We start from the raw sequence: 26,336 nt of genomic DNA on the forward strand, positions 1-26,336 counted from the left end.
TCCCGCGACGGCTTGGACTCACTCCTGCGTGGACTCACAAGGTCCGATGTCATCACTCACAGTGCCCATCCCGCCGGAACCCAGCCCGGCGTGTCGGGCCGGAAACACCGATCTTGAAACAGTCCCCTGACGGCGGCCGCCAGAGGGTTGGGGGGTGGTCATGGTGCTGAGTGTGTCGTCGGGCTACAGCCCGGAGTACCTGCTCAAAGAGGTCGCCACTGGCCGGGAGAACTACTACACCGGCGCCGTCGTCGAGGGGGAGCCTCCGGGCCGTTGGTGGGGTGCTGGGGCGGAGCGGCTCGGGCTGCGCGGGTTGGTCGAGGCCTCGGACATGCGGGCGGTGTTCGAGCGGTTCGTCGACCCGCGGGCAGACGGGTTCAACGACCCCGCCCAGTGGGGCGAGTTGCCCACGCTCGGTCAGACGGGCCGGGCGTACAAGTCGGAGGAGGAGTTGTACGCCGCCGCGGTTGAACGCGAGCCGAACGCCTCGGCTGAACGCCGCGTTGAACTCCGTACAGAAGCGGGCAAGGCCGCCCGGCGGAATGTGGCGTTCTATGACGTGACGTTCAGCGTTCAGAAGTCGGTGACGCTGCTGCACACCGCGTTCGAGGCCGAACAGGTCAAGGCCGCCGCGGCCGGGGACGAGGTCGCGGCGGCGGCGTGGGCGCAGTACCGCCAAGCGGTCGAGGACGCGATCTGGGCCGGGAACAACGCCGCGTTGTCCTATCTGTCGGAGCGGGCGGGCTACTCCCGGGTCGGCCATCACGGCGGCGCGGCCGGCCGCTATGTGGATGCGCACGAGTGGGTGGGGGCGTCGTTCTTCCAGCACGACTCCCGCGATCACGACCCGCAGCTGCACATCCACAACCCGATCCTCAACCGGGTCCAGGGCCCGGACGGGCAGTGGCGCACCCTCGACGGGCGCAGCCTCTACCGGTGGCGCGCCGCGGCCGGCGCGGTCGCCGAGCGCACTACCGAGGAACGGCTGACCCATGCCCTCGGGTTGGCGGTGGCGACTCGTCCGGACGGGAAGGCCCGCGAGATCGTCGGAGTGTCGGCCGAGGCGATGGCGCTGATCTCCTCGCGGCGCCGCGCGGTGACGGCCAAGGCGGCCGAGCTGGTCGAGGCGTTCGAGACCCAGTTCGGGCGGGCGCCGAACAACCTGGAGCTCGACCGGCTCTCGCGTCAGGCCACGGTCGCGACCCGGCGGGCGAAGTCGCACGAGGGGCTCACCCGCGGGCAGCTGCTCACCCGGGTGGATGCGCAGCTGCGTGCCGAGGTCGCCGGCGGCCTGGCCGGTGTCGCCCGGGACGCGCTCGGCGCGCGAACGGAGGGCGGCCCGGCCGCTCAGGCGTGGTCGCCGTCTGCGGTGATCGAGACCGCGTTGGCCGATGTCCAATCCCGCTCTGCGGGCTGGACCCGCTCGGATCTCACCCGGGCGATCAACGCCGCGCTGCCGGACTACCTCGGCGTCCCCGACGGCACCGACGTCGGCCGCCTGCTCGACCAGCTCGCTGACGAGGCGCTGCGCTACGCGACCCCGTTGGATGCTGCCCGCCCGGCCGAGGACATGTTGCCGACGACGTTGCGGCTGGCCAACGGCCAGTCGGCCTACCAACAGCCCGGCGCGCAGCTCTACGCCACTCCCGACCAGGTGCGCACCGAACGGTTCCTGGTCGCGGCCACCGTCGGCCGCGGTGCTGCGGCGCTGCCGCGGGAGCAGGCTCGCGTGTTCCTCGCCGGGCTGGCCGAGTCCGGGATCGAACTCGGCGCCGACCAGGCCGCCGCGGTCCGCGGCGTGCTCACTTCTGGCGCCCGGATCGAGTCGCTGGTCGGCCCGGCCGGGACCGGCAAGAGCTTCGTCGTCGGGGTGATCGCCCGCGCCTGGACCACCGCCCCGCGCGGTGAGAGCACACCGGTGGGGCGGGTGTTCGGGCTGGCGACCTCCCAGGTCGCCACCGACGTCCTCGCCGGAGAGGGGCTGAGCGCCCGGAACGTGGCCCGCTGGCTCGCGACACAGGACCGGCTCACCGCCGCCCCCGCCGAGGGCCCGGCCCAGCCCGACGACGCTGGGTGGGCGCTGCACGGCGGGGACCTGGTGGTCGTCGACGAGTCCGCGATGACCGACACCGCTGCCCTCGCCGCGATCCACCGCCACGTCGACGCCGCCGGGGCGAAGCTGCTGCTGGTCGGGGACCACAAGCAGCTCGCCGCGGTCGGCGCGGGCGGGGGCATGGACCTACTCGCCGGTGCGGGGGCCCGCTACGAGCTGGCCGAGGCGCGGCGGTTCACCGCCGCGTGGGAACGTGCGGCGTCGCTGCGGCTGCGCGCCGGCCAGGAGTCGGTGCTGCGCGACTACTTCGAACAGGGCCGGCTCGTCGACGCCGGAACCGTCGAGGCGGCGGAGGAGTCCGCGACCAGGGCGTGGTTGGCCGACACCCTCGCCGGGCGCCGTTCCCTGCTGATCGTGGACACCAACGAGCAGGCCGCGAACCTGTCCGCGCGACTGCGCGCCGAGCTGGTCCGACTCGGCCGGGTCGCCGAGGGCGGGGTGCCGCTGGGGTTGCAGGGCACCTACGCCGGGGTCGGGGACCTGGTCGAGGCCCGCCGCAACGGCTGGCACCTGGCCGGGATGTTCGGGAACCGGCGGGGGCCGATCAACCGCGAGACCTACCGCGTCACCGCGGTCCGCCCCGACGGCGGGCTCGAGGTCGCTCTGATCGCCGGCCGCGGCCCCGACGGCGAGGTCCTGGGCGAGTCGATCGTGCTGCCGGGCGACTACGTCGCCGCCCACGTCGCGCTGGGCTACGCGTCCACGGTCCATGCCGCGCAGGGGGCGACGGTGGACACCAGCCACACCGTCGTGACGGGGCGGACCGGGCCGGCCGCGTTCTACGTCGGGATGTCGCGGGGCCGCGACGCCAACACCGCGCACGTCACCACCACGACCGCGGTGGCGGACCCAGCCCACGGCCGCCCGGATCAGACCCAGCACCGCCACCCCGTCGCCGTGCTGGCCGGGCTGCTCGACCCCGACGACCACACCGTCACCCGCTCCGCCCTCGCAGCCGCAGCCGACTCCGCCGCACAGATCGGCAGCCTGCGGGCGACGGTGGAGCTGCTGGCCGACGCCTCCCAGCTCGCCGCGACCGACCGCACCGCCGGATGGCTCGACCAGCTCACCGCCGACGGCGTCCTCTCGCCCGCTGATCGTCAGCGGATCGCCGCCGAGGACGGTGCCGCGTCGTTGACCCGCATCCTGCGCCGTACCGAGATCGCCGGCCACGACCCCCGCACAGTCCTGACGGCCGCGATCAGCGGTCGGCCGCTGGACGGGGCCCGCAACCTCACCAACGTCATCCACACCCGCATCACCGACAGCGGCCTGCGCCTCGACCCGACGGCGCACACCTGGGCCGCGCGGGTCCCACGCGTCGACGACCCGTACTGGCAGACCTACCTCGACCAGCTCGGCAAGGTCCTCGACGACCGCACCACCGCCCTCGGCGACGTCGCGGCCGCGCAGCCGCCGGCGTGGGCGGTCGAGGCGTTCGGCCCACCCCCCGACGACCTCGACGGGCGGCAGCGGTGGCAGACCGCGGTCGCCACCGTCGCCGCGCACCGCGAACTCGGCGGCATCGACCCGGCCGCCGACACCCGCGGCGACCTGCTGGGGCGGGCGCCGAAGCCCGGCCAGGTCGAGCAGTACGCGGCCTACCGCGCCGCCTGGCAGGCCCTCGGCCGCCCTGAGGTCTCGCGGGAGACCGCGGAATTGTCCGACGGGCAGTTGCGGATGCGGATCCGCGGCGCCGCCCGCGACGAGCCGTGGGCGCCCCGGTTCGTCGGCAACGAGCTCGCCGCGACGCGGCAGGCTGCCGAGAGCCACCGCCGCACCGCCACCCTCCGCCACGCCGAGGCCGACGCCGCGACCGACCCGGCCGAGCGGGCCCGGCTGGTCCAGGAGGCCGTCGACGCGACGGTGTTGGCCGACACCCTCGACACCCGCACCGCCCAGTTGGAGCAGCTCGACGAGGCCCGGGCCCGCTGGCTCGCCCACACCGCCGGCAACCGTGCCGCCGCCGACGAAGCCCGGCTCGTGCTCGCCGACCGCCACGCCGACACCGAACCCGAACCCCACGTCACGGCCGAGGAATGGCTCGCCGCCGCCCGCGCCGCTGAGGCCGACGACGAGTGTCACCGCGACATCACCGAAACCGACCTCGCCGACCTGCCCACCGAGCGGGATACCGGCGCAGCAATCCTCGACAGGCAGCAGCTCGACGACGCCGTGGTCGACGACGCCGTGGTGGTCGAGACCGCGGTCGAGGACCTGCGTGACGTTGCGGCCGAAGAGGCACTCCCGGCCGGTGAGGATGTGGTCCGGGTGCCCGGCGCCGACGAGGTCGCCACGGCACTCGACCGCGCTGCGCGGTCGCTGCGCGAGATCGAGGCCCGCGAGGCCGCCGACGAGCAGGCCGAAGCCGAGCACCGCACGGCCGAGCTCACCCGCTGGCACACCGACGACTACACCCACGACGTCGTCGATGACCACACCGACGGCTATGTGGAGGTCTTCGACCCCGCACCGGGGTAGCCGCACCGATCAGAACCTCGACAGACGGCGGCCGGACCTGATCCTCAGGTCCGGCCGCCGGCGTGTCGACTGATCTTGGTCATCCCGCGATGGATGTCCGCGCGCGTTCGGAGAGTGCCCACAGCCTCGCCTGGCACACCTCCCGCTCGGCCACTGGGATGCGCTCGCCGGCGCCGTCGAACACCGGCGCCATCAACCGCGGATCCGACAACTCCCCGAGCAACCACCCCAAGGCCACCGTCACGCCGTGCATGTAGCGGCGGGTGTAACCGCTCCCGACCCGCGCCGCCCACCCGTCCGGGGTGATCCGATCCGCCGGCGCGATCCCGCGGACCGCCCACCAGCCCGAGACCGGATACGGCGCGTCCTCGGCGATCGCGTCCGCGACCAGCATCGACGCCCATGCCGCGGTCTCCGTCGGCAACCCCTCACCCAACGGGCCTGGCGTGCGTTCGCCATCCTCGGCGCCCAGCCACGACAGGCACACCCACGACCCCAACGCCTGCGGTGCCCGCGTCCGCTTGAACACCGTCAACAGATACAACTCTGAGTCCGCGACAGCCCGCAGCGGCGGGTCAACCCACTCCGGCACACTGCCCAACCTCGCCATAACCACGAGTGTGCCGACGAGCACCGACAATTCCACGGCGACAATCAGCACCGCAGTCGACCGATTGTTGACACGGCTCTGTCAATTCGGGGGACTGGATTTCCCTTTTAGGGGCTGCGAATGCCGGGGGGTGCGCTCAAGGCCGCGCGGGCCGAGAAACAGAAGGTGGACCGCCTGCGACGGGGGCCTGCCGGCCCTTGGCTTAGCACGGCCGCACTCACCGTCAAAGGCGCTCCGCTGCGCTACGCGTCGCTACGCGACGGACTTCGTCCGCCCTTGACCGCGAGCCTCCGCGGCCGCGCTGGGACGCCTTACGGCGGCGGGGAACACAACGCCCCGCCACCCCAAGGGGACGGGCCGACAGGCCCTCAGGCGTCGCGGAGGCCAGCATGACCGCACACGACCACACCACCACCAGCTCCAATACCAACACCAACACCAACACCAACACTGCGATTGACACGACGAGGTCAACGGCCGGGCCGATCAGCTCGCCGATGATCGCGGCGCTGGAACGGGCCTGGGCAGCCATCCAGGACCGGAACTCCGACGTGCCGCCGGTGGTGATCGTGCTCGGCGCCGGATCGGGGAGCGGCCCGGGCCTGAAGTTGGGGCACTTCGCGGCGATGCGCTGGCACGCCGTCGACCGCGACGACGTCGACAAGGACCAGGACGCCGACGACTACCAAGACGTTGATCCCATCGGTGTGGAGGATGCCGAGGTGCGGTTGCCGGAGGCATTCGTCGGAGGGGAAGGGCTCGCGCGAGGCCCGGCCGACGTGCTGGCCACGCTGTTGCACGAGGCGGCGCATGCGATCGCGCACGTGCGGGGGATCAAGGACACCTCCCGCCAAGGCCGCTGGCACAACGCGAAGTTCAAGGCGTTGGCCGAGGAGGTCGGGATCGAGGTCGCTAAGGACCCGCGGATCGGGTGGTCCCCGACAACCTTGCCCGAGGCGACCCGCCGGGAGTACGCGGTGGTGGTCGAGGAGCTGGGCCGGGTGCTGCGCACCTACCGCGCGGTCGAGATCAGCGGAGCCGGGAAGACGAGCAAGGTGAGTCCGGCGGCGGTGTGCGGGTGCGACCGCAAGATCCGGGTCAGCAAGTCGGTGCTGGCCGCCGGGCCGATCGTGTGCGGGATCTGCGGCGCAGAGTTCGCCATCCCCAGCAGCGATGAGGCCGAGGGTGAGGACACGTGAGCGGGTCGACCCGGCGCCGCAGGTGGTCGACTCGGCGCCTTACCTGGCCCGGCGGGTTGTCGGGTGGCATCTGTTGCACACCTTCCGCCGCGGCGGGATCGGTGCGGCCGGGGAGGCGTTGGGAGCGCGGGTGGTGCGGTCGCGATGAGGACGGGGTGTGGCGGTCCTGGGACACGATCAACGCCGGGCGGGGCCGCATCGCGCTGCGGCAGGGATCGATGGACAGCGCCGTTGATCGTTCGACTGGCCGACGTGCTGGCCTGGGCGGCCGCCCGGCTCGACACCGCGGACTGGGCCCGCCTCGACGAGCTGGGCACCACCCGGGCAGCCGCCATCGTCGTCGACCATGAGCTGCGGCGGCGCCAGACCTACCGGCCCAACGAGCTGACCGAGGCCGACCGGGTACGAATCGCTGCCAGCAACCAGGCCCGCTGGGCGGCTGAACGTGCTGCCCACGACCTGATTGCAGCCGCTCTCCCTGCAGACACGCCGAGCGCGGCGGAGCAACTGGCCCTGTTCACCTGGCCCCGCTGCCCCGGCTGCCCGGTCCCGGAGGTCAGCCGGTAGGCCGGTCGGTCCGTGGCGGGCGACGAGTTCGGCGGGCAGAGGGCGGCCAGCCCGCCTGGGCCGAATTCCCGGATGCCTTCCAGGTCAACGACCACGTGCCTCAGGACTTGCCGTCGGGAGGCCGCGACGGGCCGCAGGACCGCATCAAAGGCTGCGCAACAGCTGCGCCATCCCGGCCCCTGTCAGGCTGCCCACGACTCGGATGATGCAGAGTCCGGGTGCGGGTCGCTCCACCGCGACCCGCACCGGGTCACGCAATGACCGGGAGGTGACATCGGATCGCATGCTCGCTTCCTCGCAATCTGTGTCGAGAACGGGAAGATCCTTTTGTCGTACGGCGTTGATGCCCACCGGACATCAGGTCGTGGCCGCGGCCGGTCAGCCTTCGAGGCTGGTCGCGGCGTGGGAGGCGCCGACGGGTTTGGACTCGGGGGATCCACGTTGGCGCAGGTAGATCGACAGCACCGCCATCGAGGCGATGGCCAGGAACTCCGACTGCCAGTTCTGCAGCGTCCGGCTCCAGAAGTCGGCCGAGCCGAGGTAGGACGCCCAGCTGATCGGGTCTTGGAGCTGGTTGATCTGCTCGCCGTTGTAGGCGGCGCGGCCGGCGATCGACTGGGCCAGCCACGACCCGCCGAAGATGACGAGCATGACCAGGCCGAGGGAGTTGGAGTACCACCAGGTCCACGCTCCGCCGCGGCGGGCCCACCTCGGCGAGTCCGGGCCGGCGTGGGGGCCGATCCGCTGGGCCTGGTCGGACTCGGTGCCGGCGTCGTCGAGTGGTTTCGACTCCGGGGAGCCTCGCTGCACCAGCCACACCGTCATGACGATGTAGAGGAAGAACTGCAGGTACTCCGACTGCCAATTCTCGGCCACGTCGGTGGCGAAGTCCGACGATGTCAGGTAGGCGCCCAGGCTGAGGGTGGCGGCGCCGTCGGCGATCTGCTGGTTGTTGTGGTCGATGAACCCGGCGACCGCCTGTCCCGCGAGGGCGAGGACGAACAGGACGGCGAAGAACGTCCACAGGCCGTTGCGGCGCAGTCCCTCCGGCAGCTTCACGACTGCCCCCTTTCTACTGGTGGAGCAGGCCGAGGGCGATGAAGTAGATCAACCCGACGGTGATCACGGTCAGCGTCGCGATGAAGGTCGCCCGCATCGCTCAGCCCTCCAGCTCGCACGAGTACGGGGAGTCGCCCTCGCCGGGTGTGCAGCCGGCGGCGCGGATCTTCCATCCGTCGTCGAACCGGGCCAGGAACACGACGTCGCCGTCGAAACGCACCTGAGCGCTCTGGCCCCAGACCTCGACGCCGGATGGCGGGCCGGCGGGGGCCGGAAGCGCGAGGATCGTCGTCTCGCAGCGGCGGTCGAACGACTCGATCGCGCTGCGCGCGTGGTCGGTCAGCAGCGCGCAGGCCGCGGTTCCGTCATGGTCGGAGAGGGTCTGCGCGAAGGTGGTCGCCGTCTGCGCGGCAGCGGTGTCCTGCATCGATCCGCACGCAGCTACGGCCAACGCGCAGCAGGACGCGACCACAACCCCGGCCAGCCGGTACCGACCCACGCCGCTCTCTACCCGGCCTTCGCTGTGTCCAAACTTGATCACGGCGAGATGGCTCGATCGTCGGGTCCGTTCCCGTTCGACCACTCCTCCGAGTTTGAGGCAGGTTACGGGTTGGGATCGGTGTCGTGCAGAACCCTTCGCAGGTCGAGCGCCTTCTGCGCGGCGCCGCGCTGCGCGTCACTGCGCCAGCCGGTCCGTCCGACGACACCCCGGTCCGCCGAATCTGCGGCACCGGGGCGTCGGTTCGCCTCTACTTTCGGAGCCGGACCCGACATCCGGGTCAGGAGGCAATGATCTGGGGGGAGACAACCTTGAGCTGAGCCTGGGCCCAGGTCATCGTGCGCCGGCTGTGTGGCGCGCAGGTCGTGGCGAGGTCGAGCAGCCGGCGCTGCCGCATGGCCTGCGCGGACTGGGCGAGAAGTGTCCAGTCGAGGTCGACGCCGGCGGCCTTGCGGTAGAGCCGGCGCAGGTCGGCGAGCAGCAGCAGCCCGGGCTCGGGCCGGTGCACGAGCGACCCGGCTACTCGGCGGGTCAGCCCGCCACCGAGGCCGGGACGCGGCCACGCCAGGATCCGGACGTCGCAGGCTCGTGCGGTGTCCTCGAGTCGGCGCAGGTCGTCGCGGGCCCAGCCGGCGAGGTCGCGTGCGGTGTGCACGATCTCGTGGTCGCCGACGTGCCGGTCGGTCAGCGCGTGCAGCTCGTGGGCGAGGGAGGCCTGCGAGCGGTGCAGCTCGCGCAGGACCAGGGCGATCTTGCTCATCGTGCACCCGCCCCGGACCTGCGGGGTTCGGCCGCGGCGGCCGGCTCGTCGGGCGGCGGAATGCGGGTCAGGCTCGCGGCGGCGAGCTTGAACAGCGGCTGTTTGGACACCGGGTCCCAGTCGGTGGGGATGGTTTCGTTGGCCGCGCGCCCGGGCTCGCCCGGCGCGGGCCGGCAGCCGGTGGGGGTGTCCCAGTAGCCGTAGTGGAACGGGAGGAACAGCACGCCGGCTCGGATGTCGGCGATGCGGAGGGGAGCCCGGATCGCGCCGTGGGCGGTGCGGACCTCGGCGAGGTCGCCTTCGCGCAGTCCGGCCCGGCGGGCGTCGTCGGCGCAGCACTCGATCCACGGTCCCGGTGCGGCGTCGTTCAGCCGGGGGACGCGGCCGGTCTTGGTCCGGGTGTGGAAGTGGTAGATCGTCCGGCCGGTGATCAGCGAGAACGGGTACTCCGGGTCGGGCCGTGCGTGCGGCGGGAGGTACTCGGCGGACCGCAGGATGGCCTTGGCGTCGGGGTTGAGAGCGCGGTAGGCGGTCTCGTCGAACGGGGCGCCGGTGACGAGGTCACGGCCGTAGCTCTCGCACCGGTCGGCGTCGCTCCAGAACGTGCCGTCGGCGTAGAGCCGTTCGGTGCCGTCGGGGTGGGCGTCGTTGCAGGGCCATTGGATGCCTGTGGGGTGGTTGCGCAGCTTCTCGTGGGAGAGCCCGGTGTAGTCGCACGGGCGGCCCGCGGTCGACGTCGCCCATGCCGTGAAGGCCGACTCCGCGTCGTGCCAGCGGGGGAAGGGTCGGCCGTCGGCGTCGCGGAAGTCCATTCGGCGGGCGTAGTCGAGAAGGATGTCGAGGTCTGGGCGGGCCTGGCCGGGTGGGTCCACGGCCTTCTCCGACAGGTGGACGGTGCGGTCGGCGTTGGTGAAGCAGCCGGTCTTCTCCGCCCAGGTGGCCGCCGGCAGCACGACGTCGGCCAGCTGTGCGGTCTCGGACGGGAAGATGTCCTCGACGACGAGGAAGAGCCGGTCCTGGCCGAGGATGGCGCGGATCCGGGCGAGGTCGGGCATGGAGACCGCCGGGTTGGTGGCAGTGATCCACAACATCCGGATGGTGCCCTGCTCGGCATAGCGGAAGATCTGCATGGCGTGGGTGGGCGGGGCCATGTGCGGGATCTGCAACGGGTCGAGGTTCCAGTGCCGGGCCAGCTCGGCGACGTGGGCCTCGTTGTTCCAGTTCCGAAAGCCCGACAGGTCACCGTCGGCGCCGCATTCACGGGTGTTCTCCGCGGTGGGTTGACCGTTCATCTGCAGGATCCCGCAGCCCGGTCGGCCCAACATGCCCCGCAGCAGATTGACATTGTTGACGGCCACGGCGGCGGCAGTGGCCTGGTGGGACTGGTAGAAGCCCTGCAGCACCATCGAGAGCAGTCGCTGCGCACCGCCGAGCAGCCGGGCTGCGCCACGGATCTCCCCCGGGTCCAACCCACAGATCTCGGCCACCCGCTCCGGCGGGTAGGCCTCGACGCACGAGGCGAGCTCGTCGAACCCGACGGTGTGGTCGTCGACCCACTCGCGGTCCACCCAGCCATGGACGATCAGCTCGTGCAGCAGGCCGTTCATCAGAGCGAGGTTGGTGCCGGGGCGCGGTGCGAGGTGGACGCCCCCGCTGTCGACGGCGGCGCCGGCGACGCGGGTCCGTCGGGGGTCGACGCACAGCAGCCGTGGCGGGGTGGGGCCGGCGAGCCGGTCGAGGATCCGCATCCACAGCACCGGTTGGGTCTCGGCGGCGTTGTGCCCGTACAGGGCGATGACATCGGCGTGGTCGACGTCGGCGTAGGAGCCGGGTTGTCCGTCGCAGGCGAAGGTCTCCTTCAGGGCCGCGGCCGCGGTGGCCGTGCAGAGCCGGGTGTTGCCGTCGACGTGGTTGGTGCCGATCGCGCCGTGGGCGATCGCGGCGAGTGTGTAGTACTCCTCGGCGAACAGCTGCCCGGAGGTGTAGAAGCCGATCGCGCTCGGGCCATGGTGTGCCAGTAGGTGCCGGGACCGGTCCACGACCCGGCCCATCGCGGTGTCCCAGTCGGTCTCCACCAGCCGGCCGTCCTGCCGGACCAGCGGGCGGGTCAGCCGGTCGGACGAGCTGTTGGCCTGCCAACCGTGGAGGTCCTTGGGGCCGAGACGGCCGCGGTTGACCCGGTCCTCGGCCCGCCCGCGCACCCCGACGATCCGCCCGTCACGGACCGCGACGTCCATCGCGTCACCGTTGGAATGCAACAGCGACGCCGTGCGCACCCAACGTTGCACGTCGTCGGGCTCGACCCCGTCGGCGAGTTCGGCATCGACCCGGACGGGCCACGACGCACCGGCGTCGTAGGGGCTGCGGGAGCCCCACGGATCGGCGATCGCATCCCGGTTCCGCATCCGCTGTTCGTCCCTTCTGACTGTGGGTCCCTTCGGGTTGCCGACGGCGTCAGGTGATGGGTGAGCCGCCAGTGACGCCGAGGACCTCGGAGGTCATGTAGCTGGACTCCTGCGAGGCCAGGAAGACGTAGAACGGGGCCAGCTCGGCCGGCTGGGCGGCGCGGCCCATCGGGGCCTGGGCGCCGAACGAGTCCAGCTTCTTCTCGTCCATCGTGGCCGGGATCAACGGCGTCCACACCGGGCCCGGGGCGACCGAGTTCACCCGGATACCGCGGCTGACCAAGTTGTGGCCCAAGCCTTTGGTGAAGTTGACGATCGCTGCCTTGGAGGTGGCGTAGTCGAGCAGGTGCGGCGATGGGGAGAACGCCTGCACCGAGGACGTCGTGATGATCGAGGAGCCGGGGGACATGTGGGGGAGCGCGGCCCGGGTCAGCCAGAACAGGGCGTAGACGTTGGTCTTCATGACCCGGTCGAACTGCTCGGAGGTGATCTCGGGAAGCCCGTCGTCCTGGGACATCTGGTAGGCGGCGTTGCTGACCAGGACGTCGATGCGGCCGAACTCCTCGACAGCGCGATCGACGACCTCGCGGCAGCGGGTCTCCTCGCGCAGGTCGGTGGCGAGGGTGACGGCGCTGGTGCCGGCTTCGCGTACCCACACGGCCGTCTCCGCGGCGTCGTCGGCCTCCTCGGGGAGGTGGGTCAGCAGCACGTCGGCACCCTCGCGGGCGAAGGCGATCGCGACGGCGCGGCCGATCCCGGAGTCGCCGCCGGTGATCACCGCTTTCCGGCCGGTCAGCCGGCCGGTGCCGCGGTAAGTGAGTTCGCCGTGGTCGGGGCGGACGTCGAGGTCGTCGGTGCGGCCGGGGTAGGGCACCGTCGTGTTGCCGCTTCCGGGGGCGGCGTAGCGCTCGGTGGGGTCTTGCGGGGTGAACTGGTCCTGTGTCAACGGGTCCTCCGGCGGTCGCGTCGTCGACTCTCGGTCAGGTCGGGTGACCGAGGGGTGCTCGCGGGGCGAGGCGCTCGGTTGCTGCCTGCCAGGTTCCCCGCGGCGGGCGGTTCAACCGCGACGTGCAGGCCGGCGTCCGCGAGCGCCGTGAGCGCCTCGTCGACCGGCATCGGGGTCCACGGATGCCGCGCGGGCGGGAAGCGGCGCAACGCCGGACCGTAGCGGGCGAGGTTGGCGACGTCGTGAGGGAACCGTCGCGCGTCCAGGCCCGGGAACGCGACGGTGGCGCCGTGGCGGCGCACGACGCGAGCCCAGTCGTCGGGGGTGGCGATGTTCGCGGAGGCGACGCCGTGCTGAAACAGCAGCAGGTCGACATGTCGGTAGCGGGGGCTGCGGTCCAGGTGGTCGTCCAGGGCGTCGAGTGCGGCCTGCACGGAGAAGAACGTCCAGTACGGGGTCGACGCCGTGGTGACCGCCCGCCACGGGTCACCGAGTACGAACTGGGGCACCAACAGCCGGTCGGCATTCTCGCCGCGGGCGATGTACCAGGCCCGCATCACCGACGCGACGGCATGGGAGGGGCCTTGGGGCCCGGTGTAGGCGAGCCGGACCAGCGGATGGCCGTGCTCGGTGCACCAACGGGCGAGCGCGGGGCCGAAATCGGGGTCGGCACCCCACTCGGCCTCGGCCGCCTCCGCGTCCGGGGTCGGCGTGTGCGCGCGCTGCCGATAGGCCTGTGGGGGCAAGCCACCCTGGGCTCCGGTCTGGAACACGTGGCGGTCGCCGACCCGCACCACCGGCCACGTCGACCCGTCCTCGACCAGGACGACGGGTGCCCCCGGTGCGAGAGACCGGGTCAGGAACCCGTCGTACGCGGCGGGCAGGTTGCGCCACTTGAGACGGAAGTAGGTCATCCGGGCGACCATCAGCTCATCCTGGACCTGGTCGTGCATGTGGTGCAGCACGAGACCGGGATTCGCATCGAGCAGGGCCGGGGCGTGCCGCTGCCCGAAGGCCATGGCGTCGACCGGCTGGTGCGGATCGCCCAGCCGTGAGACCGGTACGAGCACGGTCGTGGGCAGCCACGGGACCTGCATCGCCGCCGCCAGGTGGGTCAGCGCGCCGTTGCTCGACCCGACCAGCGCCGCCGGGTAGCGGCGATCCGGGATGCCGTCGGCGAACCAGCCCGCGACAGCGTCCATATCGACCTCGCCCAGGCGCGCCGGTTCGATCCCCTCGGCCGCCCCGACGCGGGTATAGAGGTGCCGTAGCACGGGCCACGGCAGGCGACCGGCGGCACGCACGACCGCCGCTGCACTGGGCGGGTTGCCCAGGTGCGGGAAGGGCCGGCCTTCCAGCGCGGCTACCAGCCCGGCGTGCAGCACCGACGCGGAGTCGAACGACGCGACGACCTTCTCCGGGCTGGTCCTCGTCGAGCGCAGCGCGATCACCGCAGCAGCCGGTCGATCAGGGCGACGAACCGCGCGGCGTCGTCGAAGGGCCAAGAGTGGGTGGAGCCCGGGACAAGGACCAGCCGGCCCGTCGCGGCCGCGGACAGCCGGGCGGCGTAGGCGTGAGAGGTGATCACGTCCCCATCGCTGTGTACAACCGTGACAGGGCAGGTCACGTCGGGGAGCAGCTCCTCGATCTCGACCGCGAGTGCCGAACGCACGACGGTCGCGATCCGGGCCGGTCCGGCCCGCCACCAGTCCGGCAGCTGGCGCGGCAGCAATGACGCCGGCTCCACGCGCCCACCTGCGGCCCACCGGCCCACCAGTCGCGGAACCGTCCGGGCGGCGGGGTCGACGGTCGGGCTGATCAGGACCAACTGCCCGACGGCGTCGCCGACCCGGGCGGCGGCGACGGCCGCGACCTGTGCGCCCACCGACAGGCCGACGAGCGCGTCGACACCGCCCTGCTCGAGGATCTCGGCGGCCACACGGTGCCCATAGCCGCGCAGGTCGGCGGGTACCACCCGCTCACCCGGCGCCGCGCGCAGATCACCGCGGATGCCGACCGAGGAAAGGGCGTCGACGGCGTCGCGGACGTAGCGGCGCACCGCAGCACCCGGGATGACCAGCACCCGTCTGCCCGGCCCCCGACCGCGCGGATGTGTCTGCCTCAACGAGGCGGTCAGTGGTTGCGGAGTGCTTTCACGAGCTCGCCGCGAGACATCGACGAGCGCCCGGAAATGCCGATCTTCTTCGCCCGCTGGTAGAGCTCGTCCTTGGTCATGTCGTCGTAGCTGCCGGACTTTCCGCCTCGGCGCGAGACCTTGGAACGGCCCTCGGCGGCCGACGCGTTGGCGACCCGCGCGGCCTTCTCCTTCGACGCACCCTGCTCACGCACCTTCTCATAGGTCTTTTCGTCCTTGATGCTCGAGTTGGGCACGAAGTCCTCCTTCAGTTCGACATTGCGCGAGGCGCACAGAACGGTCCAGACCAGCGGCTCGGTCTGCCTCCGAGAGGCGACGAGACCGCTGGATGATCAACACCATCGGAGATACGTCATCCGGGTTCACCTCGGCGCTTACGCTGCAGCACCCAGGCGAAATCAACGGTCAGCGCCCCGCCCCCGCTCGTCCTTGCCTGTGGTGGTCGCCGGTGGGGGGTCGCAGAACTGAGGCCGGCTGATCCCCCTTCGCGCGTCCAGGGTCCCGTTTCAGGGGCGGCTGCACCTTCAGGGTCGGCTGTACCGAATCGACGGTGTCGCCGGCTTCAGCCCCACCCGTACGGGCGAGCGTGCTCGCCGCGTCCGGATCCGCGTCGTCGGGTCGACGACGGGCGGGATCAATGCGGTCGTCCTGAGCAGGCACGATGATCCTTCCCACGATCTCGGCGATGCGGGAGCAAGGCGGTACTCGCCGCGCCACCCACGCAGTGGATGTACCCGCTGCGGCGGGTTTCAAGCCGATGATGCAGCCCGGATCACTGGCAAGTCGCCGTCGCTGGTTGGGCAGCATCTGGGCGGGTAACCATCCTCGCCACCAACAGAAGGAGTGAGAGCCGTGACCTCCAGCGAGACCGGTCAGGTGACCGGCACCATCGACAAGGACTACAACCTCGTCTGGTACGTCGAGAAATGCCTCAACAACGCGCTTCGGCTCGAGACCTACATCCAGGATGCCGACCGCGAAGGCGACAGCGAGCTTGCCGACCTGTTCCGTCGAGCCCAGGGCGCGAGCCGGAAGGGAGCCGAGGAGGGCAAGCAGCTTCTGACCCGGCGCCTCACCGCCTGATCGGCAGCCGGCGCCCGGCGCGGACATCACCGAGGCCCCGGTCGTCGACCTACCGAGCGAGCTAACGGTTGGTGCCGCGCCGGGTGCCCCGGGATGCAGGGAGCTACTACCGATGTCATTGTCCTGCATGCCAATGACAGAGCAGGTCGCGTCCCAGGTCACCAGCTTCCCGCCGAGTGAGCCACCTTCGAACCGGTCGTCGCTGCGGCAGTCAACCGACCCGGTCGGTAGCCCCGCCCCCACCAGGCTCGGCGCTACCGGCGCAATGCGCGCAACAGAAGAAACGCCCGGCCACCTGAACCCCGTGGCCGACGATTCGGCAGCCGCAGTGCTCACAGACCGGCGCCATCCTGTGGATCGCGCACTCGAAGCTGTCGAACACGTGCACCGCCCCCTGCGCGTGGACCTCGAAGGCCATGTCGTAATCGTTGCCGCATACTTCGCAGACGGCCATGTCATCCTCCTCGATGCGTCCTCTTCATTGGCTCGCACGGCTGCCCGAATTGGGCGGGAACTACACACCAGCCGCGAGAGCGCCGTGCCGAGCGTGGCGGTGAACCGGAGCGCCCAGATCAGCTCGGCGATCGCGGCCCCCGTCCTCTGTTGGACGAGAGGTTGACGCACGAGGTCGGCCGGGCCCTGCCAGACGGGTGTGGCGGTCGGTCCCCGGATATGCCGACGGGTTCGACGCGAGAAGCATGGTCAGACATGAGCCCGGTGCGAGTGCGCCTCACGCCGTCGAGGATGTCGCTCCGGACGGCCCCATCGGTGGAACGGGCTCTGGTGGCAACGGTCCATCTCCTCCACCGCAGTCGTCGTCCGGTGGGTCGTCGAACTCGACGAGCACCTCGGATGCGGCGTAGACCTGGGTGCCGGCCTGGGGCGCTTGCCCGACGACACGTCCTCCGGATGCGAGTCCGCCGTCGCGGTCGCTCATGATCACGACTCCGGAGTCCATGGCCAGGGCGAAAGCGTCCCCGCAGTCGAGACCGACCAGCGCGGGGACAAGCGTCTTGCGCATCAGCGCCTCCTTGTTCTTCCCGACACCCCAGGGCTCGCCCGGGTTGTCGGCATCCCACCGCCGACGATCAATTTGTTGCCCGCCGCGACGCGTCGAACCTCAGCGAGCCCGTGTACGTGTGCAATCCGCACTATCGAGTGTCAGTGACGGCTCTTCGGCGCTCCTGGCAGGGCTGGGTGGACAACAACGACCCGGGGTCGGGAAAGTGACCGCGAAACCTGCGCCGCTCCAGACGCGGTCGAGTCCCGGCACCACCGGACGTGTGAGGAGACGTTCCGGGGTTGCTGCGCGTATGGTCGGGGCCAGCGGTCGAGGACACGGCTGCCGTCCGGACACGGGGCGCAGATTTCGGCGTCATGCGTTCCGGTATATCCGTCGTTCATGTGCGTCCCCGGCCAATCGAGCCATGCGTGGGGCTGAGCGCAGCGCATGCCACTTCGGCTCTGCCGCGCCAGCACACGGTCCTCGTGCTGCACCCCGTACCCCACTCTTGCCAAGGTGGTACGTGCAGTGCAGCCCGCTCAGAGCGACGAACTGGTCACCGTCCTTCGCCATGCCGCCCGCGATCTGCTCGCCCGTCGCAGCATCAGCGACCTCGAACTGACCCTCACCCAGATCGTCGCGGCCGCGGTGGACACGGTCCCCGGGGCTGACGCGGGCGGGATCTCGATGACCGAGAACGGGCACATCACCTCGCGCAGTCCCACCAACGAGGACGTTCGCAAGCTCGACGAGCTCCAGGCCCAGCTGCACGAGGGGCCGTGTATCAGCGCGGTGGAGGACCCGCCCGAGGACGGGGTGATCCTGGCCCGCAACCTGGGCGAGTCGCCGGATGTCGAGCGGTGGCCCAACTTCGCCCCGCAAGCGGTGGAGCGGGGGTACCGGTCGTTGATGTCGACCCAGCTCTCGGCCAACGGCGGGGCCAGGGCGGCGCTGAACCTCTACTCCCACGACTCGGAGGCCTTCGACGACTCGGCGCGCAGGATGGCCGGTTTGTTCGGGTTGCAGGCGGGGTTGTTGCTCTACGGCGTCAACCATGCCGTCCAGCTGAGCCACGCTCTGGACACCCGTGACGTGATCGGGCAGGCCAAGGGCATTCTGATGGAGCGGTTCGGGGTCGACGGCGAGCAGGCGTTCCAGATGCTCGTGCATTCCTCCCAGGACACCAACATCAAACTGGCTGACGTCGCCCGCTGGCTCGCCACCGGTGCCGGCCGCAGGGATGGCGGAGCCCGCGGCGGGCAGCCGCCTGTCCCCGGGACCACTCCGGCCTGATCCTGGTTAGGGCTCGTAAGGGCGAAGGCGGCATCGCGGACCAATCCGGCCGGCCCGGGAGGGTAGGGCCGCCGACGACGTGAGCGACATTCCGGCGAAGCGGAGTAGCGTTTCCGGTGCCGCGAGTGCTTTCCGCGGCCCGACCACACATCCTGGCCGCAGCCCCGGACCCCGGCATCGGCGTTCCGATGAACCGGGAGCTGCCCTGTGAGTAGTCGCCGACCACGTCCGTCCTTTTGTTGCCTGTCGTGGATGCTCGAACCTGTGCCCCGCGCGGCCGTTGACCATCCTCGCGCGGGCGTCCCCCGGCGCCCGGCGGGGTCACACCATCGCCGGTCTCGTTCGACGGCCGCACGCTGTGACGCGCCGCGTCTCACGGTCGGGGGATCTCGTGCGTAGCGGTTGCGAGGACGGACGATCCGGGCGGAGGTCGAGGCCGGACACGACCCCACCAACGTCAAGGCTGCATCGGAATTCTCGCCGAACCGCCAGGTCGGACGCTCGACCTACGCGCCCGGAGTCGCCGGCCGGGACGAACTCGGCGCAGGTGCTGCGGGCCGGGATCGCGATGAGTGATCTCGGACTCGACGAACTGTGGATCCGGTGCTTCGGTCTGGGTGGGCTGTTGGGCGTCGTTGAACTACGGGCGACCCTGGACGACGAACGGAGGCCGACGTCTTGTGAACACGACGTGATAGCGCAAGCTCTGAACGAGTACTTCCTGGACTGCGGTCTGCCCCGTACGGTCATCTACTCCGAGGGGCTCGACAACCCACACGAAACCTGACCGACGCGATCGGCGCGGGTTCAGGACCCGCCATGTCCGTACATGGCCCTCGAGGAAGGATGGGGAGCTCATCGGCCTGGCTGGAATCGTGGGCAGGCGGTCCAGGTCGAGGCCGTAGCTACAGGCCCGGATGCACGCAACGCAACCCCATCTGTTGATCTTGATCCACGAGCTGATCCACGAACTGCTGGACAGCGATTCCAGAAGTGCACGTTTCGGCGCCCGTTCGACCTGATGATGCCCAGGAAGCCTGGTATGCGCGCCGTAGTCTCCGAACTACGGATCAGAAGGTTAGGGGTTCGAATCCCTTCGGGCGCACCACGCAGAATCGGGCCCTGACCGGCAAGTACGGTCAGGGCCCGTTTCGTTTCAGGGCCGTCGAAAGTGGACCGTGGTCCACGGCGTGATCCGCGGGAGTTGCCGGCTTCCGATCTTGTGACCACGATCGACGTCCCGCTGACGCCGCGGCCTCATCCTGCCGTCGACGGGGCGACGCGCTGACCCCGGCCAGGTGCAGAGCCGGCCCCGGCGGGCCGCGGTCTAGTCGCGCCTGCTGAGGAGGTGGGCGCGGTCGAGGAGCATCCGGCCCAGGGTGGGGATTCGTTCGTCGGTGAATCGGGACCGTACGCCGGTGAGGGTCAGGGCGGACCGGGGGCGGCCCGCCCTGTCGAAGACGGCAGCGGCGATTCCCCAGCTGCCTTCGACGAGGAGGCCGGGGTTGACCGCATATCCGCGCTCCAGCGTCGCGGCCACCCTCGACCGCACCGCCTGCTTGGAGTGCGACCTGCCCCAGCGCGTCGTGAGGTCGGTGGCCGAGATGTAGTCCTGCGCCTCCGCACCGGGCAGGTGGGCCAGTAGCGCGAGGCCGGCGGAGGCGACGCCGAGTGGGAACCGGATGCCCTCGTAGAGGACGTGCGAGCGCAGCGGGAAGCTGCCTTCGCACTCGGCGAGGCAGACGGTCTCGCGGCCGCGGAGCACGGAGAAGTAGGCGCTCTCACCGGTCTGCTCGGCGAGGTCGGCGAGGACGTCACGGACGTGGCCGCTGACGTCGTAGCGTGCGGCCGCCACCGCTCCGAGGAGGTACACCTCGGGGCCGAGGTGCCAGCGGCCCGTGTCGGCGTTGCGGTCGACGAAGCCCTGGTCGGCGAGGTCGGTGAGGAGCCGGTGCGTCGTCGGGCGGGGCAGGCCGGTCTCCCTGGCGACCGCCGACGTCGTGGCCCCCGCGGTGTCGGTGGTCCCGATGGTGCGCAGGACGAGCCCGACCTTGGCGATCACCGACGTCCCCAGGGGTGACCGCATCGCCCACCATCCGTCCGTCCAGCAGTCGTCTGCGCCCGATTATGTCCGCTGAGTGGACAGGCTGTGGAGCCGGGGGCAGTCGCCGGGATTCGCTGCGCGCGGTGGCTCGCACAACGCGGCGACCGCGTTCTCGGGTGGGGAGGCTGCGACGGTGGACTTCGGGGCGACACCCTTCGACGGGCTGCCGCTGCCTCCGCGGGTCACGATCTGCGAGGTCGGCCCCCGCGACGGCCTGCAGAACGAGTCCACGGTGCTGCCGGTGGAGGTCAAGGCCGAGTTCGTGGACCGGCTCGTCGACGCCGGACACACCGTGGTGGAGACGACCAGCATGGTGCACCCGAGATGGGTCCCGCAGCTCGCCGACGCCGAGGACCTGCTCCGCATGATCGTTCCGGCGCCGGGGGTCCGCTACCCGGTACTGGTGCCGAACGAACGTGGCCTCGACCGTGCCCTGGACCTCGGCGTACGTGACATCGCGGTGTTCGGCAGCGTCACCGAGACCTTCGCGAAGCGAAACCTCAACCGCGGTGTCGACGAGTCGCTGGAGATGTTCGCACCGGTCGTGGCGCGCGCCCGTGACGCCGGGCTCGGGGTGCGCGGCTACCTCTCGATGGTGTTCGGCGACCCGTGGGAGGGGCCCGTCCCGACCCGCGACGTGGTGTCCGTCGCGACCCGGATGATGGCGTTGGGCTGCACCGAGCTCAGCCTGGGCGACACGATCGGTGTCGCCACCCCCGGCCGGGTCGAGGACGTCCTCGACGCCCTGGTCGCGTCCGGCGTCGGCATCGACGCCCTCGCGGTGCACTTCCACGACACCTACGGCCAGGCACTGAGCAACGCCCTCACGGCGTTGCGCCGCGGCGTCACCCGGTTCGACACGTCCGCGGGCGGCTTGGGCGGCTGCCCTTTCGCCGGCTCGGCCACCGGGAACCTCGCCACCGAGGACCTGCTCTGGCAGTTGCACGGGCTCGGCGTCGAGACGGGCGTCGACCTGCACCGGATGGTCGACACCAGCATCTGGCTGGCCGGGTGTCTGGGGCGGCCCAGCCCGTCCCGCACCGTCACCGCGTTCGCCGGCTGACCCCGTACCCACGACGAGAAAGGTTCGACATGGACAAGGTGATCGGCGCCCGCGAGGCGCTCGCGGGCATCACCGCCGGCGCCACCCTCGCCGTGGGCGGGTTCGGGCTGTGCGGTATCCCGTCCACACTCATCGCGACGCTGCACGAGCTCGGGGTCGGTGACCTGGAGGTCGTGTCGAACAACTGCGGCGTCGACGACTGGGGCCTGGGAATCCTGCTGTCCGACAAGCGGATCGCCCGGGTGACCGGCTCCTACGTCGGGGAGAACAAGGAGTTCGCCCGCCAGTACCTCTCCGGCGAGCTCGAGGTCGAGCTGTGCCCGCAGGGGACACTCGCCGAGCGGCTCCGCGCCGGCGGCTGCGGCATCCCCGCGTTCTTCACGCCGGCCGGTGTCGGCAGCCAGATCGCCGACGGCGGGCTGCCCTGGCGCTACGCCGCCGACGGCTCGGTCGCGGTCGCCTCGCCGGCCAAGGAGGTCCGCGACTTCGGCGGCGTCCCGCACGTGCTCGAGAACGCGATCGTCACCGACTTCGCGCTGGTCGCGGCGGCCAAGGGCGACCGGTACGGGAACCTGGTGTTCGACAAGACGGCGCAGAACTTCAACCCGTTGTGCGCCATGGCCGGGAGAGTCGCGATCGCCGAGGTGGCCGAGCTCGTCGAGCCCGGTGAGCTCGATCCCGCCGGGATCCACCTGCCGGGCGTGTTCGTGCAGCACGTCGTGCACGCACCCGACGTGGAGAAGCGGATCGAGAAGATCACGGTGACGGAGGTGTCGCGATGAGTTTGTCCCGCAACGAGATGGCCGCCCGTGCCGCGGCGGAGCTGCGTGACGGCGAGTACGTCAACCTGGGCATCGGTCTGCCGACGCTCATCCCGGGGTTCCTGCCCGACGACGTGCACGTGGTGCTGCACAGCGAGAACGGCATCCTCGGCACCGGTCCCTACCCGGCCCCCGACGCCGTCGACGCCGACCTGATCAACGCAGGCAAGGAGACCGTCACGATCCGGCCGGGGGCGTCGTTCTTCGACTCCGCGCTGTCGTTCGGGATCATCCGCGGCGGCCACCTCGACGTCGCCGTCCTCGGCGCCATGCAGGTCTCGGAGAAGGGCGACCTCTCCAACTGGGCCGTGCCGGGGAAGATGGTCAAGGGCATGGGCGGGGCGATGGACCTGGTGCACGGCGCCCGGCGGGTCATCGTGCTGATGGAGCACACCGCGAAGGACGGCTCCCCGAAGATCCTGCGGGAGAACACGCTGCCCTACACCGGGATGGGCGTGGTGAACCGGATCATCACCGACCTCGCCGTCATCGACGTCACCGACCGCGGACTGGTGCTCGTCGAGACGGCGCCGGGGGTCACCGAGGACGAGGTGCGCGCCGCCACCGACGCGCCACTCACAGTGCGCGCATCCCGGTAACAGCCGGTCGAGGGCCAGACGCAGGGGCCAGGTGCCCGCCGACGGTCAGCGGGGGCCGGGGATGACCGGGGCCGCCATCGCGGCGCGGGTACCGGCGATCATGTGCTCGGAGATCCACTGGATCACGGCGATCCAGCAGGAGCTGAGGTAGCTGGTGTACTCCCAGTCGGCGACGTCGCGGACGGCGCGGGTCAGCGCGTGGGCGACGTACATGTAGTGCTCGGGCTCCACGTGGTAGCGCTCGTAGTGCTCGCGGCCCATCCGGTGCAGCACGACCTCGAGCCCGGCGGTGTCCTGGGCCGAGATCTGCGCGATGGCGGCGAGGAGGGTGTCGGTCATCTTCTGCATCTGGCCGGTCATGTCCTCGCTGAACATCGACCGCGTCGCAGGCGCCATCTGGAACAGGTGGTCGTAGAAGACCTCGGCGAGCCGGACCGGGCGGTCCTCGACGGCTCGGCACGAGCGCTGCACGGCCTGGATCACCTCGGGCCCGGGCCGGCGCACCGGCTGGGGAGCCGACACCTGCCGCGGCGGTGACGCCTGCTGGGGCAGGTAGGTCCGCTGGGGTGGTGGCGTCTGTCCGGGGGGTGCCAGGGGGCGTGCGACCACGGCGGGGACCGTCCTCTCGTCCCGCCTGCCTGCTCCTCGTCGGGCACGGACGGGGCGCGCCGACAGGTGTTTCATCGGTTGCGCCGTCCCACGTGTTTCACGTTGTGACCGATCGACTACCGGATCGGGGCGCGGTGGTGTGTTTGTCCGGTGTTGGGCGACGCTGTCGGTGTCAGCCGGTGCGCCGGGTCTCGGCGGGTGCGGATGCGGCATGCTCGCGCAGGCGCGTCGTGAGGGCTTCGAGGGCGCTGCGCAGCTCGACGGCTGATGCGGCGCTCATCCCGGTCGCCTCCGCGACGGAGGCCTGGGCGGCGACGGCCTCCTGGTAGAGGTCGTGCCCGGCGGGCGTGCAGGCCACGAGCAGGACCCGTTCGTCGGCGAGCGAGCGCTGCCGTGTGACGAGTCCGAGCTGGGCGAGCCGCTTGACGAGTGGGGAGAGCGTGCCGTTGTCCAGCGCCAGCCGCTCGCCCAGCTCCTTCAGGCTCAGTCCGGGGGCCGCGTTCCCGGCGGTGTCGCGGTCGAGTTCCCAGAGTACGAGCATCACGAGGTACTGGCTGTAGGTGAGACCGGTCGCGGCCAGCGCGGCACGGTAGCAGCCGGTGATGGCGCGGGACGCGGAGTAGAGCGCGAAGCACAGCTGGTCGTCCAGCAGGAGCCCCGCGCGTGGCTCGGGTCCGTCCGTCATGCACCCAGGTTACGTGACGGGCAACTCTGTCGTGTCCAACTCTGTTGTGCACAACTCATATGCGGGTAGGTTGGCAGCCGAAGGTCCCGTACACCGAGTAGAGGAGCAGTCATGCCCGCACGCACGTCGAAGGCAGTCTGGAACGGCGACCTGCAGTCCGGTACCGGGCAGATGGTGGTCGGCAACAACGCCTACACCGGTGACTTCTCGTTCAAGTCGCGCTTCGAGGAGGGGGCCGGCACCAACCCCGAGGAGCTCATCGCCGCAGCCCACGCGGGCTGCTACTCGATGCAGCTGTCCGCCATGCTCGCCGCCGCGGAGAAGAACCCGACCAGCGTGTCCACCAGCGCGCACGTCACCCTCCAGATGGTCGACGAGAAGCCCACCATCACCAAGATCGCGCTCGAGACCGTCGGCGTGGTCCCCGGCCTGTCCGCGGACGAGTTCGAGCAGTTCGCCCAGGACGCCAAGGCCGCGTGCCTGGTCACCCGCGCGCTCTCGGGCGTGGAGACCGTGACCCTGAAGGCCACGCTCGAGGGCTGACCCTCACACCTGCTGCCGGCGCACCATCTCCGTGATCCAGATGGGCGCGTACGGAGAGGTGCAGTTCGGGGGCGTCGGGTAGTCCTTCAGGACTTCCAGACGCTCCCCGATGTCCAGCGCCCGGGCGCGGCACGACGGATGGTCGATCCCGATCTGGGCGAGGCAGTGGTTCATGGCCCACTGCAGCCGGTCGGGGGCGTCCTTCAGCTGCGCCTCGATGGTGTCGAGGAGCCCGGCGAGGTCGAGCCCGTCGGGCTTCCTCGCCACGCGCTCGACGGTCAGTGCCCAGCCCGCACTGGCGACGACGGGGTCGGAGTCGTCGATCCAGCGCACCCGCAGCGCCTCGGCGTTCGGGTTCTTCTTCACGACGTAGTTGACGAGCCAGTCGTGCACCTTCGGCGTGCGGGACTGCCGCAGCATCGTGTCGAGCTCGTCGAGCCCGAACACCTTCGGCCGGCAGATCAGCAGTGCGAGGAGCCGGGCCGCGCTGTCGCCGGTGGCCCACAGCTCCACGGCGAGATCGTGCTGGGTCCTCAACCGTTTCGCGACGGCGCGCAGCTTCGTGAGGTTCACGGCGTGGTCGTCCCCGTGCCTCTCGTTGACCTCGCGGATCCGGGGGTCACCGAGGGCGTCGAGCTCGGCGAGGAGTTCGGGGACCGCCGCGGCGGGGGTGGACATCCGGGTCAGTCCTTCAGGTGCTGCGCGAGGAACGCGAGCGTCTGGGGCCAGGCCTCGGCGGCCGCACGCTCGTCGTAGAACGAGGGGGCGTCCCAGTTGGAGAACGCGTGGCCGGCGTCGTGCAGCCGGATCGTGACGTTGTCCTTACCCGCCATGGCCTTCTCGACCTCGGCGATCGCCTCGGCCGGGATGAACGGGTCGCGGGTGCCGTAGTGGAACAGCGTCGGGCAGACGAGGTCGTCGGCCCTGCCGAGCATCGAGTTGATCGCGGAGCCGTAGTAGGGGACGGCGGCGTCGATCCCCGTGCCGTCGACGCGGGCACCGGTGGCGGCCAGGAAGGTCAGCGCGCCGCCGAGGCAGAACCCGATCGCCCCCACCTTTCCCGTGCACTCGGGCATGGTGCGCAGGTGGGCGAGTGTCGCGGTGATGTCGCCGACGGCGGCGCCGAAGTCGAGGCGGTTGACCATCGCCATGCACGTCGCCATGTCGGACTCGCCCTTGCGCTCGAAGCGCGGTTCGAGGCGCCAGAACATGTCGGGGGCGAGCGCGACGTAGCCGTCGCCGGCGAGGCGGTCGCAGATGCCACGGATGTTGTCGTTGATCCCGAATATCTCCTGGAAGACGAGCAGTCCAGGGCCGCTGCCGGAGTCGGGCAGGGCGCGGTAGGCGTCGAACTGTCCCCCGTCGGGGGCGGTCACCTTCACGTAGTCGGTCACGGTGCTCAGGAATACCACCCCGCGGGCGCGGTGCGCGCCGGTCCATGGCCGCGACGTGCCGCTCGCCGAGAAGTGGGGTTCACCCCCTCGGGAACGGGGGTGCACTCGATCGTCACGGGGCCCCGCGGACGGCAGAGTTCTCCTCACCGGAACGAACCCCCACCGCACGAACCCCACAGCACGAAACCCCACACCGAAAGAGGCCCACGATGTTCAAATCCTCCTGCCACTCCGGTTCCAAGTACAGCGGCCACGACAAGTCCTGGAACGACGACTACGGCAAGCACTGCGGCTCGGAGTACAAGACCCACAACGAGTGGGACGACAAGTACACCCACTGCTGGG

25 protein-coding genes are annotated in these 26,336 nt (G+C 70.9%); 9 read left to right on the forward strand and 16 right to left on the reverse strand.

Annotation, left to right across the window (positions count from 1 at the left end):
* The first annotated feature begins 160 nt into the window (after nucleotides 1–160).
* Complete coding sequence (gene mobF, locus AB7F12_RS30280) at nucleotides 161–4,594, forward strand: MobF family relaxase (RefSeq protein WP_428500828.1); 4,434 nt, start codon at nucleotides 161–163, stop codon at nucleotides 4,592–4,594.
* Nucleotides 4,595–4,673: 79 nt separating this feature from the next.
* Here mobF and AB7F12_RS30285 read toward each other — a convergent pair whose 3' ends face one another.
* Complete coding sequence (locus AB7F12_RS30285) at nucleotides 4,674–5,255, reverse strand: hypothetical protein (protein WP_428500827.1); 582 nt, start codon at nucleotides 5,253–5,255, stop codon at nucleotides 4,674–4,676.
* Between the two features lie 338 nt (nucleotides 5,256–5,593).
* Between AB7F12_RS30285 and AB7F12_RS30290 the strand changes: the two genes are divergently transcribed.
* Both AB7F12_RS30290 and AB7F12_RS30295 read left to right on the forward strand, forming a co-directional pair.
* Complete coding sequence (locus tag AB7F12_RS30290) at nucleotides 5,594–6,403, forward strand: hypothetical protein (RefSeq protein WP_428500826.1); 810 nt, start codon at nucleotides 5,594–5,596, stop codon at nucleotides 6,401–6,403.
* Nucleotides 6,404–6,634: 231 nt separating this feature from the next.
* Nucleotides 6,635–6,970 carry a hypothetical protein gene (locus AB7F12_RS30295; RefSeq protein WP_428500825.1) on the forward strand — a complete coding sequence of 112 codons (336 nt, stop codon included), beginning with the start codon at nucleotides 6,635–6,637 and terminating at the stop codon, nucleotides 6,968–6,970.
* Nucleotides 6,971–7,348: 378 nt separating this feature from the next.
* Here the strand turns inward: AB7F12_RS30295 and AB7F12_RS30300 are convergent, their stop codons facing one another.
* From AB7F12_RS30300 to AB7F12_RS30335, 8 genes are all read right to left on the reverse strand, one after another.
* A complete protein-coding gene (locus AB7F12_RS30300) occupies nucleotides 7,349–8,029 on the reverse strand; it encodes a DUF6766 family protein (protein WP_428500824.1) in 681 nt (226 codons plus the stop codon).
* A gap of 100 nt (nucleotides 8,030–8,129) precedes the next feature.
* Nucleotides 8,130–8,456: a hypothetical protein gene (locus AB7F12_RS30305; RefSeq protein ID WP_428500823.1), complete on the reverse strand. Its 327-nt coding sequence runs from the start codon at nucleotides 8,454–8,456 to the stop codon at nucleotides 8,130–8,132.
* Between the two features lie 352 nt (nucleotides 8,457–8,808).
* Nucleotides 8,809–9,288 (reverse strand): hypothetical protein, encoded by a 480-nt coding sequence (locus tag AB7F12_RS30310; RefSeq protein ID WP_428500822.1) that lies wholly within the window; start codon nucleotides 9,286–9,288, stop codon nucleotides 8,809–8,811.
* Nucleotides 9,285–11,693, reverse strand: a complete 2,409-nt coding sequence (locus tag AB7F12_RS30315) for a molybdopterin oxidoreductase family protein (RefSeq protein WP_428500821.1) — start codon at nucleotides 11,691–11,693, stop codon at nucleotides 9,285–9,287. The genes AB7F12_RS30310 and AB7F12_RS30315 overlap by 4 nt, the downstream gene beginning before the upstream one ends.
* A gap of 49 nt (nucleotides 11,694–11,742) precedes the next feature.
* Complete coding sequence (locus AB7F12_RS30320; protein ID WP_428500820.1) at nucleotides 11,743–12,639, reverse strand: SDR family oxidoreductase; 897 nt, start codon at nucleotides 12,637–12,639, stop codon at nucleotides 11,743–11,745.
* The gene (locus AB7F12_RS30325) at nucleotides 12,636–14,090 is read right to left on the reverse strand and encodes a hypothetical protein (RefSeq protein ID WP_428500819.1); all 1,455 of its coding nucleotides are present in this window, start codon (nucleotides 14,088–14,090) and stop codon (nucleotides 12,636–12,638) included. Before AB7F12_RS30325 ends, AB7F12_RS30320 begins: the two co-directional genes overlap by 4 nt.
* Nucleotides 14,087–14,722 carry an alpha/beta fold hydrolase gene (locus AB7F12_RS30330; protein ID WP_428500818.1) on the reverse strand — a complete coding sequence of 212 codons (636 nt, stop codon included), beginning with the start codon at nucleotides 14,720–14,722 and terminating at the stop codon, nucleotides 14,087–14,089. Before AB7F12_RS30330 ends, AB7F12_RS30325 begins: the two co-directional genes overlap by 4 nt.
* A gap of 50 nt (nucleotides 14,723–14,772) precedes the next feature.
* Entirely contained in the window at nucleotides 14,773–15,030 is a 258-nt protein-coding gene (locus AB7F12_RS30335) for a DUF7218 family protein (protein WP_428500817.1), read from the reverse strand.
* Between the two features lie 616 nt (nucleotides 15,031–15,646).
* Here AB7F12_RS30335 and AB7F12_RS30340 point away from each other — a divergent pair.
* Entirely contained in the window at nucleotides 15,647–15,877 is a 231-nt protein-coding gene (locus AB7F12_RS30340; protein ID WP_428500816.1) for a hypothetical protein, read from the forward strand.
* A 211-nt stretch (nucleotides 15,878–16,088) separates the two neighbouring features.
* Here the strand turns inward: AB7F12_RS30340 and AB7F12_RS30345 are convergent, their stop codons facing one another.
* Nucleotides 16,089–16,331 (reverse strand): hypothetical protein, encoded by a 243-nt coding sequence (locus tag AB7F12_RS30345; RefSeq protein WP_428500815.1) that lies wholly within the window; start codon nucleotides 16,329–16,331, stop codon nucleotides 16,089–16,091.
* 276 nt (nucleotides 16,332–16,607) lie between these two features.
* The gene (locus tag AB7F12_RS30350; RefSeq protein WP_428500814.1) at nucleotides 16,608–16,898 is read right to left on the reverse strand and encodes a PASTA domain-containing protein; all 291 of its coding nucleotides are present in this window, start codon (nucleotides 16,896–16,898) and stop codon (nucleotides 16,608–16,610) included.
* A 510-nt stretch (nucleotides 16,899–17,408) separates the two neighbouring features.
* Here AB7F12_RS30350 and AB7F12_RS30355 point away from each other — a divergent pair.
* On the forward strand, nucleotides 17,409–18,173 hold the full coding sequence (locus tag AB7F12_RS30355; protein ID WP_428500813.1) for a GAF and ANTAR domain-containing protein: 765 nt from the start codon (nucleotides 17,409–17,411) through the stop codon (nucleotides 18,171–18,173).
* Nucleotides 18,174–19,500: 1,327 nt separating this feature from the next.
* Here AB7F12_RS30355 and AB7F12_RS30360 read toward each other — a convergent pair.
* Entirely contained in the window at nucleotides 19,501–20,259 is a 759-nt protein-coding gene (locus AB7F12_RS30360) for an IclR family transcriptional regulator (RefSeq protein ID WP_428500812.1), read from the reverse strand.
* A gap of 151 nt (nucleotides 20,260–20,410) precedes the next feature.
* On the opposite strand from AB7F12_RS30360, the gene AB7F12_RS30365 reads away from it, so the two are divergent.
* From AB7F12_RS30365 to AB7F12_RS30375, 3 genes are read left to right on the forward strand one after another with little or no spacing between them, the layout of a single operon-like run.
* Nucleotides 20,411–21,340: a hydroxymethylglutaryl-CoA lyase gene (locus tag AB7F12_RS30365; protein ID WP_428500811.1), complete on the forward strand. Its 930-nt coding sequence runs from the start codon at nucleotides 20,411–20,413 to the stop codon at nucleotides 21,338–21,340.
* Nucleotides 21,341–21,369: 29 nt separating this feature from the next.
* A complete protein-coding gene (locus AB7F12_RS30370) occupies nucleotides 21,370–22,122 on the forward strand; it encodes a CoA transferase subunit A (protein ID WP_428500810.1) in 753 nt (250 codons plus the stop codon).
* Complete coding sequence (locus AB7F12_RS30375) at nucleotides 22,119–22,760, forward strand: CoA transferase subunit B (protein WP_428500809.1); 642 nt, start codon at nucleotides 22,119–22,121, stop codon at nucleotides 22,758–22,760. Before AB7F12_RS30370 ends, AB7F12_RS30375 begins: the two co-directional genes overlap by 4 nt.
* 45 nt (nucleotides 22,761–22,805) lie before the next feature.
* On the opposite strand, the gene AB7F12_RS30380 is transcribed toward AB7F12_RS30375, so the two are convergent.
* A complete protein-coding gene (locus tag AB7F12_RS30380) occupies nucleotides 22,806–23,369 on the reverse strand; it encodes a globin domain-containing protein (protein WP_428500808.1) in 564 nt (187 codons plus the stop codon).
* A gap of 172 nt (nucleotides 23,370–23,541) precedes the next feature.
* The gene (locus tag AB7F12_RS30385; protein WP_428500807.1) at nucleotides 23,542–24,054 is read right to left on the reverse strand and encodes a MarR family winged helix-turn-helix transcriptional regulator; all 513 of its coding nucleotides are present in this window, start codon (nucleotides 24,052–24,054) and stop codon (nucleotides 23,542–23,544) included.
* A gap of 111 nt (nucleotides 24,055–24,165) precedes the next feature.
* Here AB7F12_RS30385 and AB7F12_RS30390 point away from each other — a divergent pair, with 111 nt between their 5' ends.
* On the forward strand, nucleotides 24,166–24,597 hold the full coding sequence (locus tag AB7F12_RS30390; RefSeq protein ID WP_428500806.1) for an OsmC family peroxiredoxin: 432 nt from the start codon (nucleotides 24,166–24,168) through the stop codon (nucleotides 24,595–24,597).
* 3 nt (nucleotides 24,598–24,600) lie between these two features.
* Here AB7F12_RS30390 and AB7F12_RS30395 read toward each other — a convergent pair whose 3' ends face one another.
* On the reverse strand, nucleotides 24,601–25,275 hold the full coding sequence (locus AB7F12_RS30395; protein WP_428500805.1) for a DNA alkylation repair protein: 675 nt from the start codon (nucleotides 25,273–25,275) through the stop codon (nucleotides 24,601–24,603).
* A 5-nt stretch (nucleotides 25,276–25,280) separates the two neighbouring features.
* Nucleotides 25,281–25,991: a dienelactone hydrolase family protein gene (locus tag AB7F12_RS30400; RefSeq protein WP_428500804.1), complete on the reverse strand. Its 711-nt coding sequence runs from the start codon at nucleotides 25,989–25,991 to the stop codon at nucleotides 25,281–25,283.
* Nucleotides 25,992–26,336 lie beyond the last annotated feature (345 nt).

This window comes from Pseudonocardia sp. (assembly GCF_050250275.1).
Taxonomy (GTDB): domain Bacteria; phylum Actinomycetota; class Actinomycetes; order Mycobacteriales; family Pseudonocardiaceae; genus Pseudonocardia.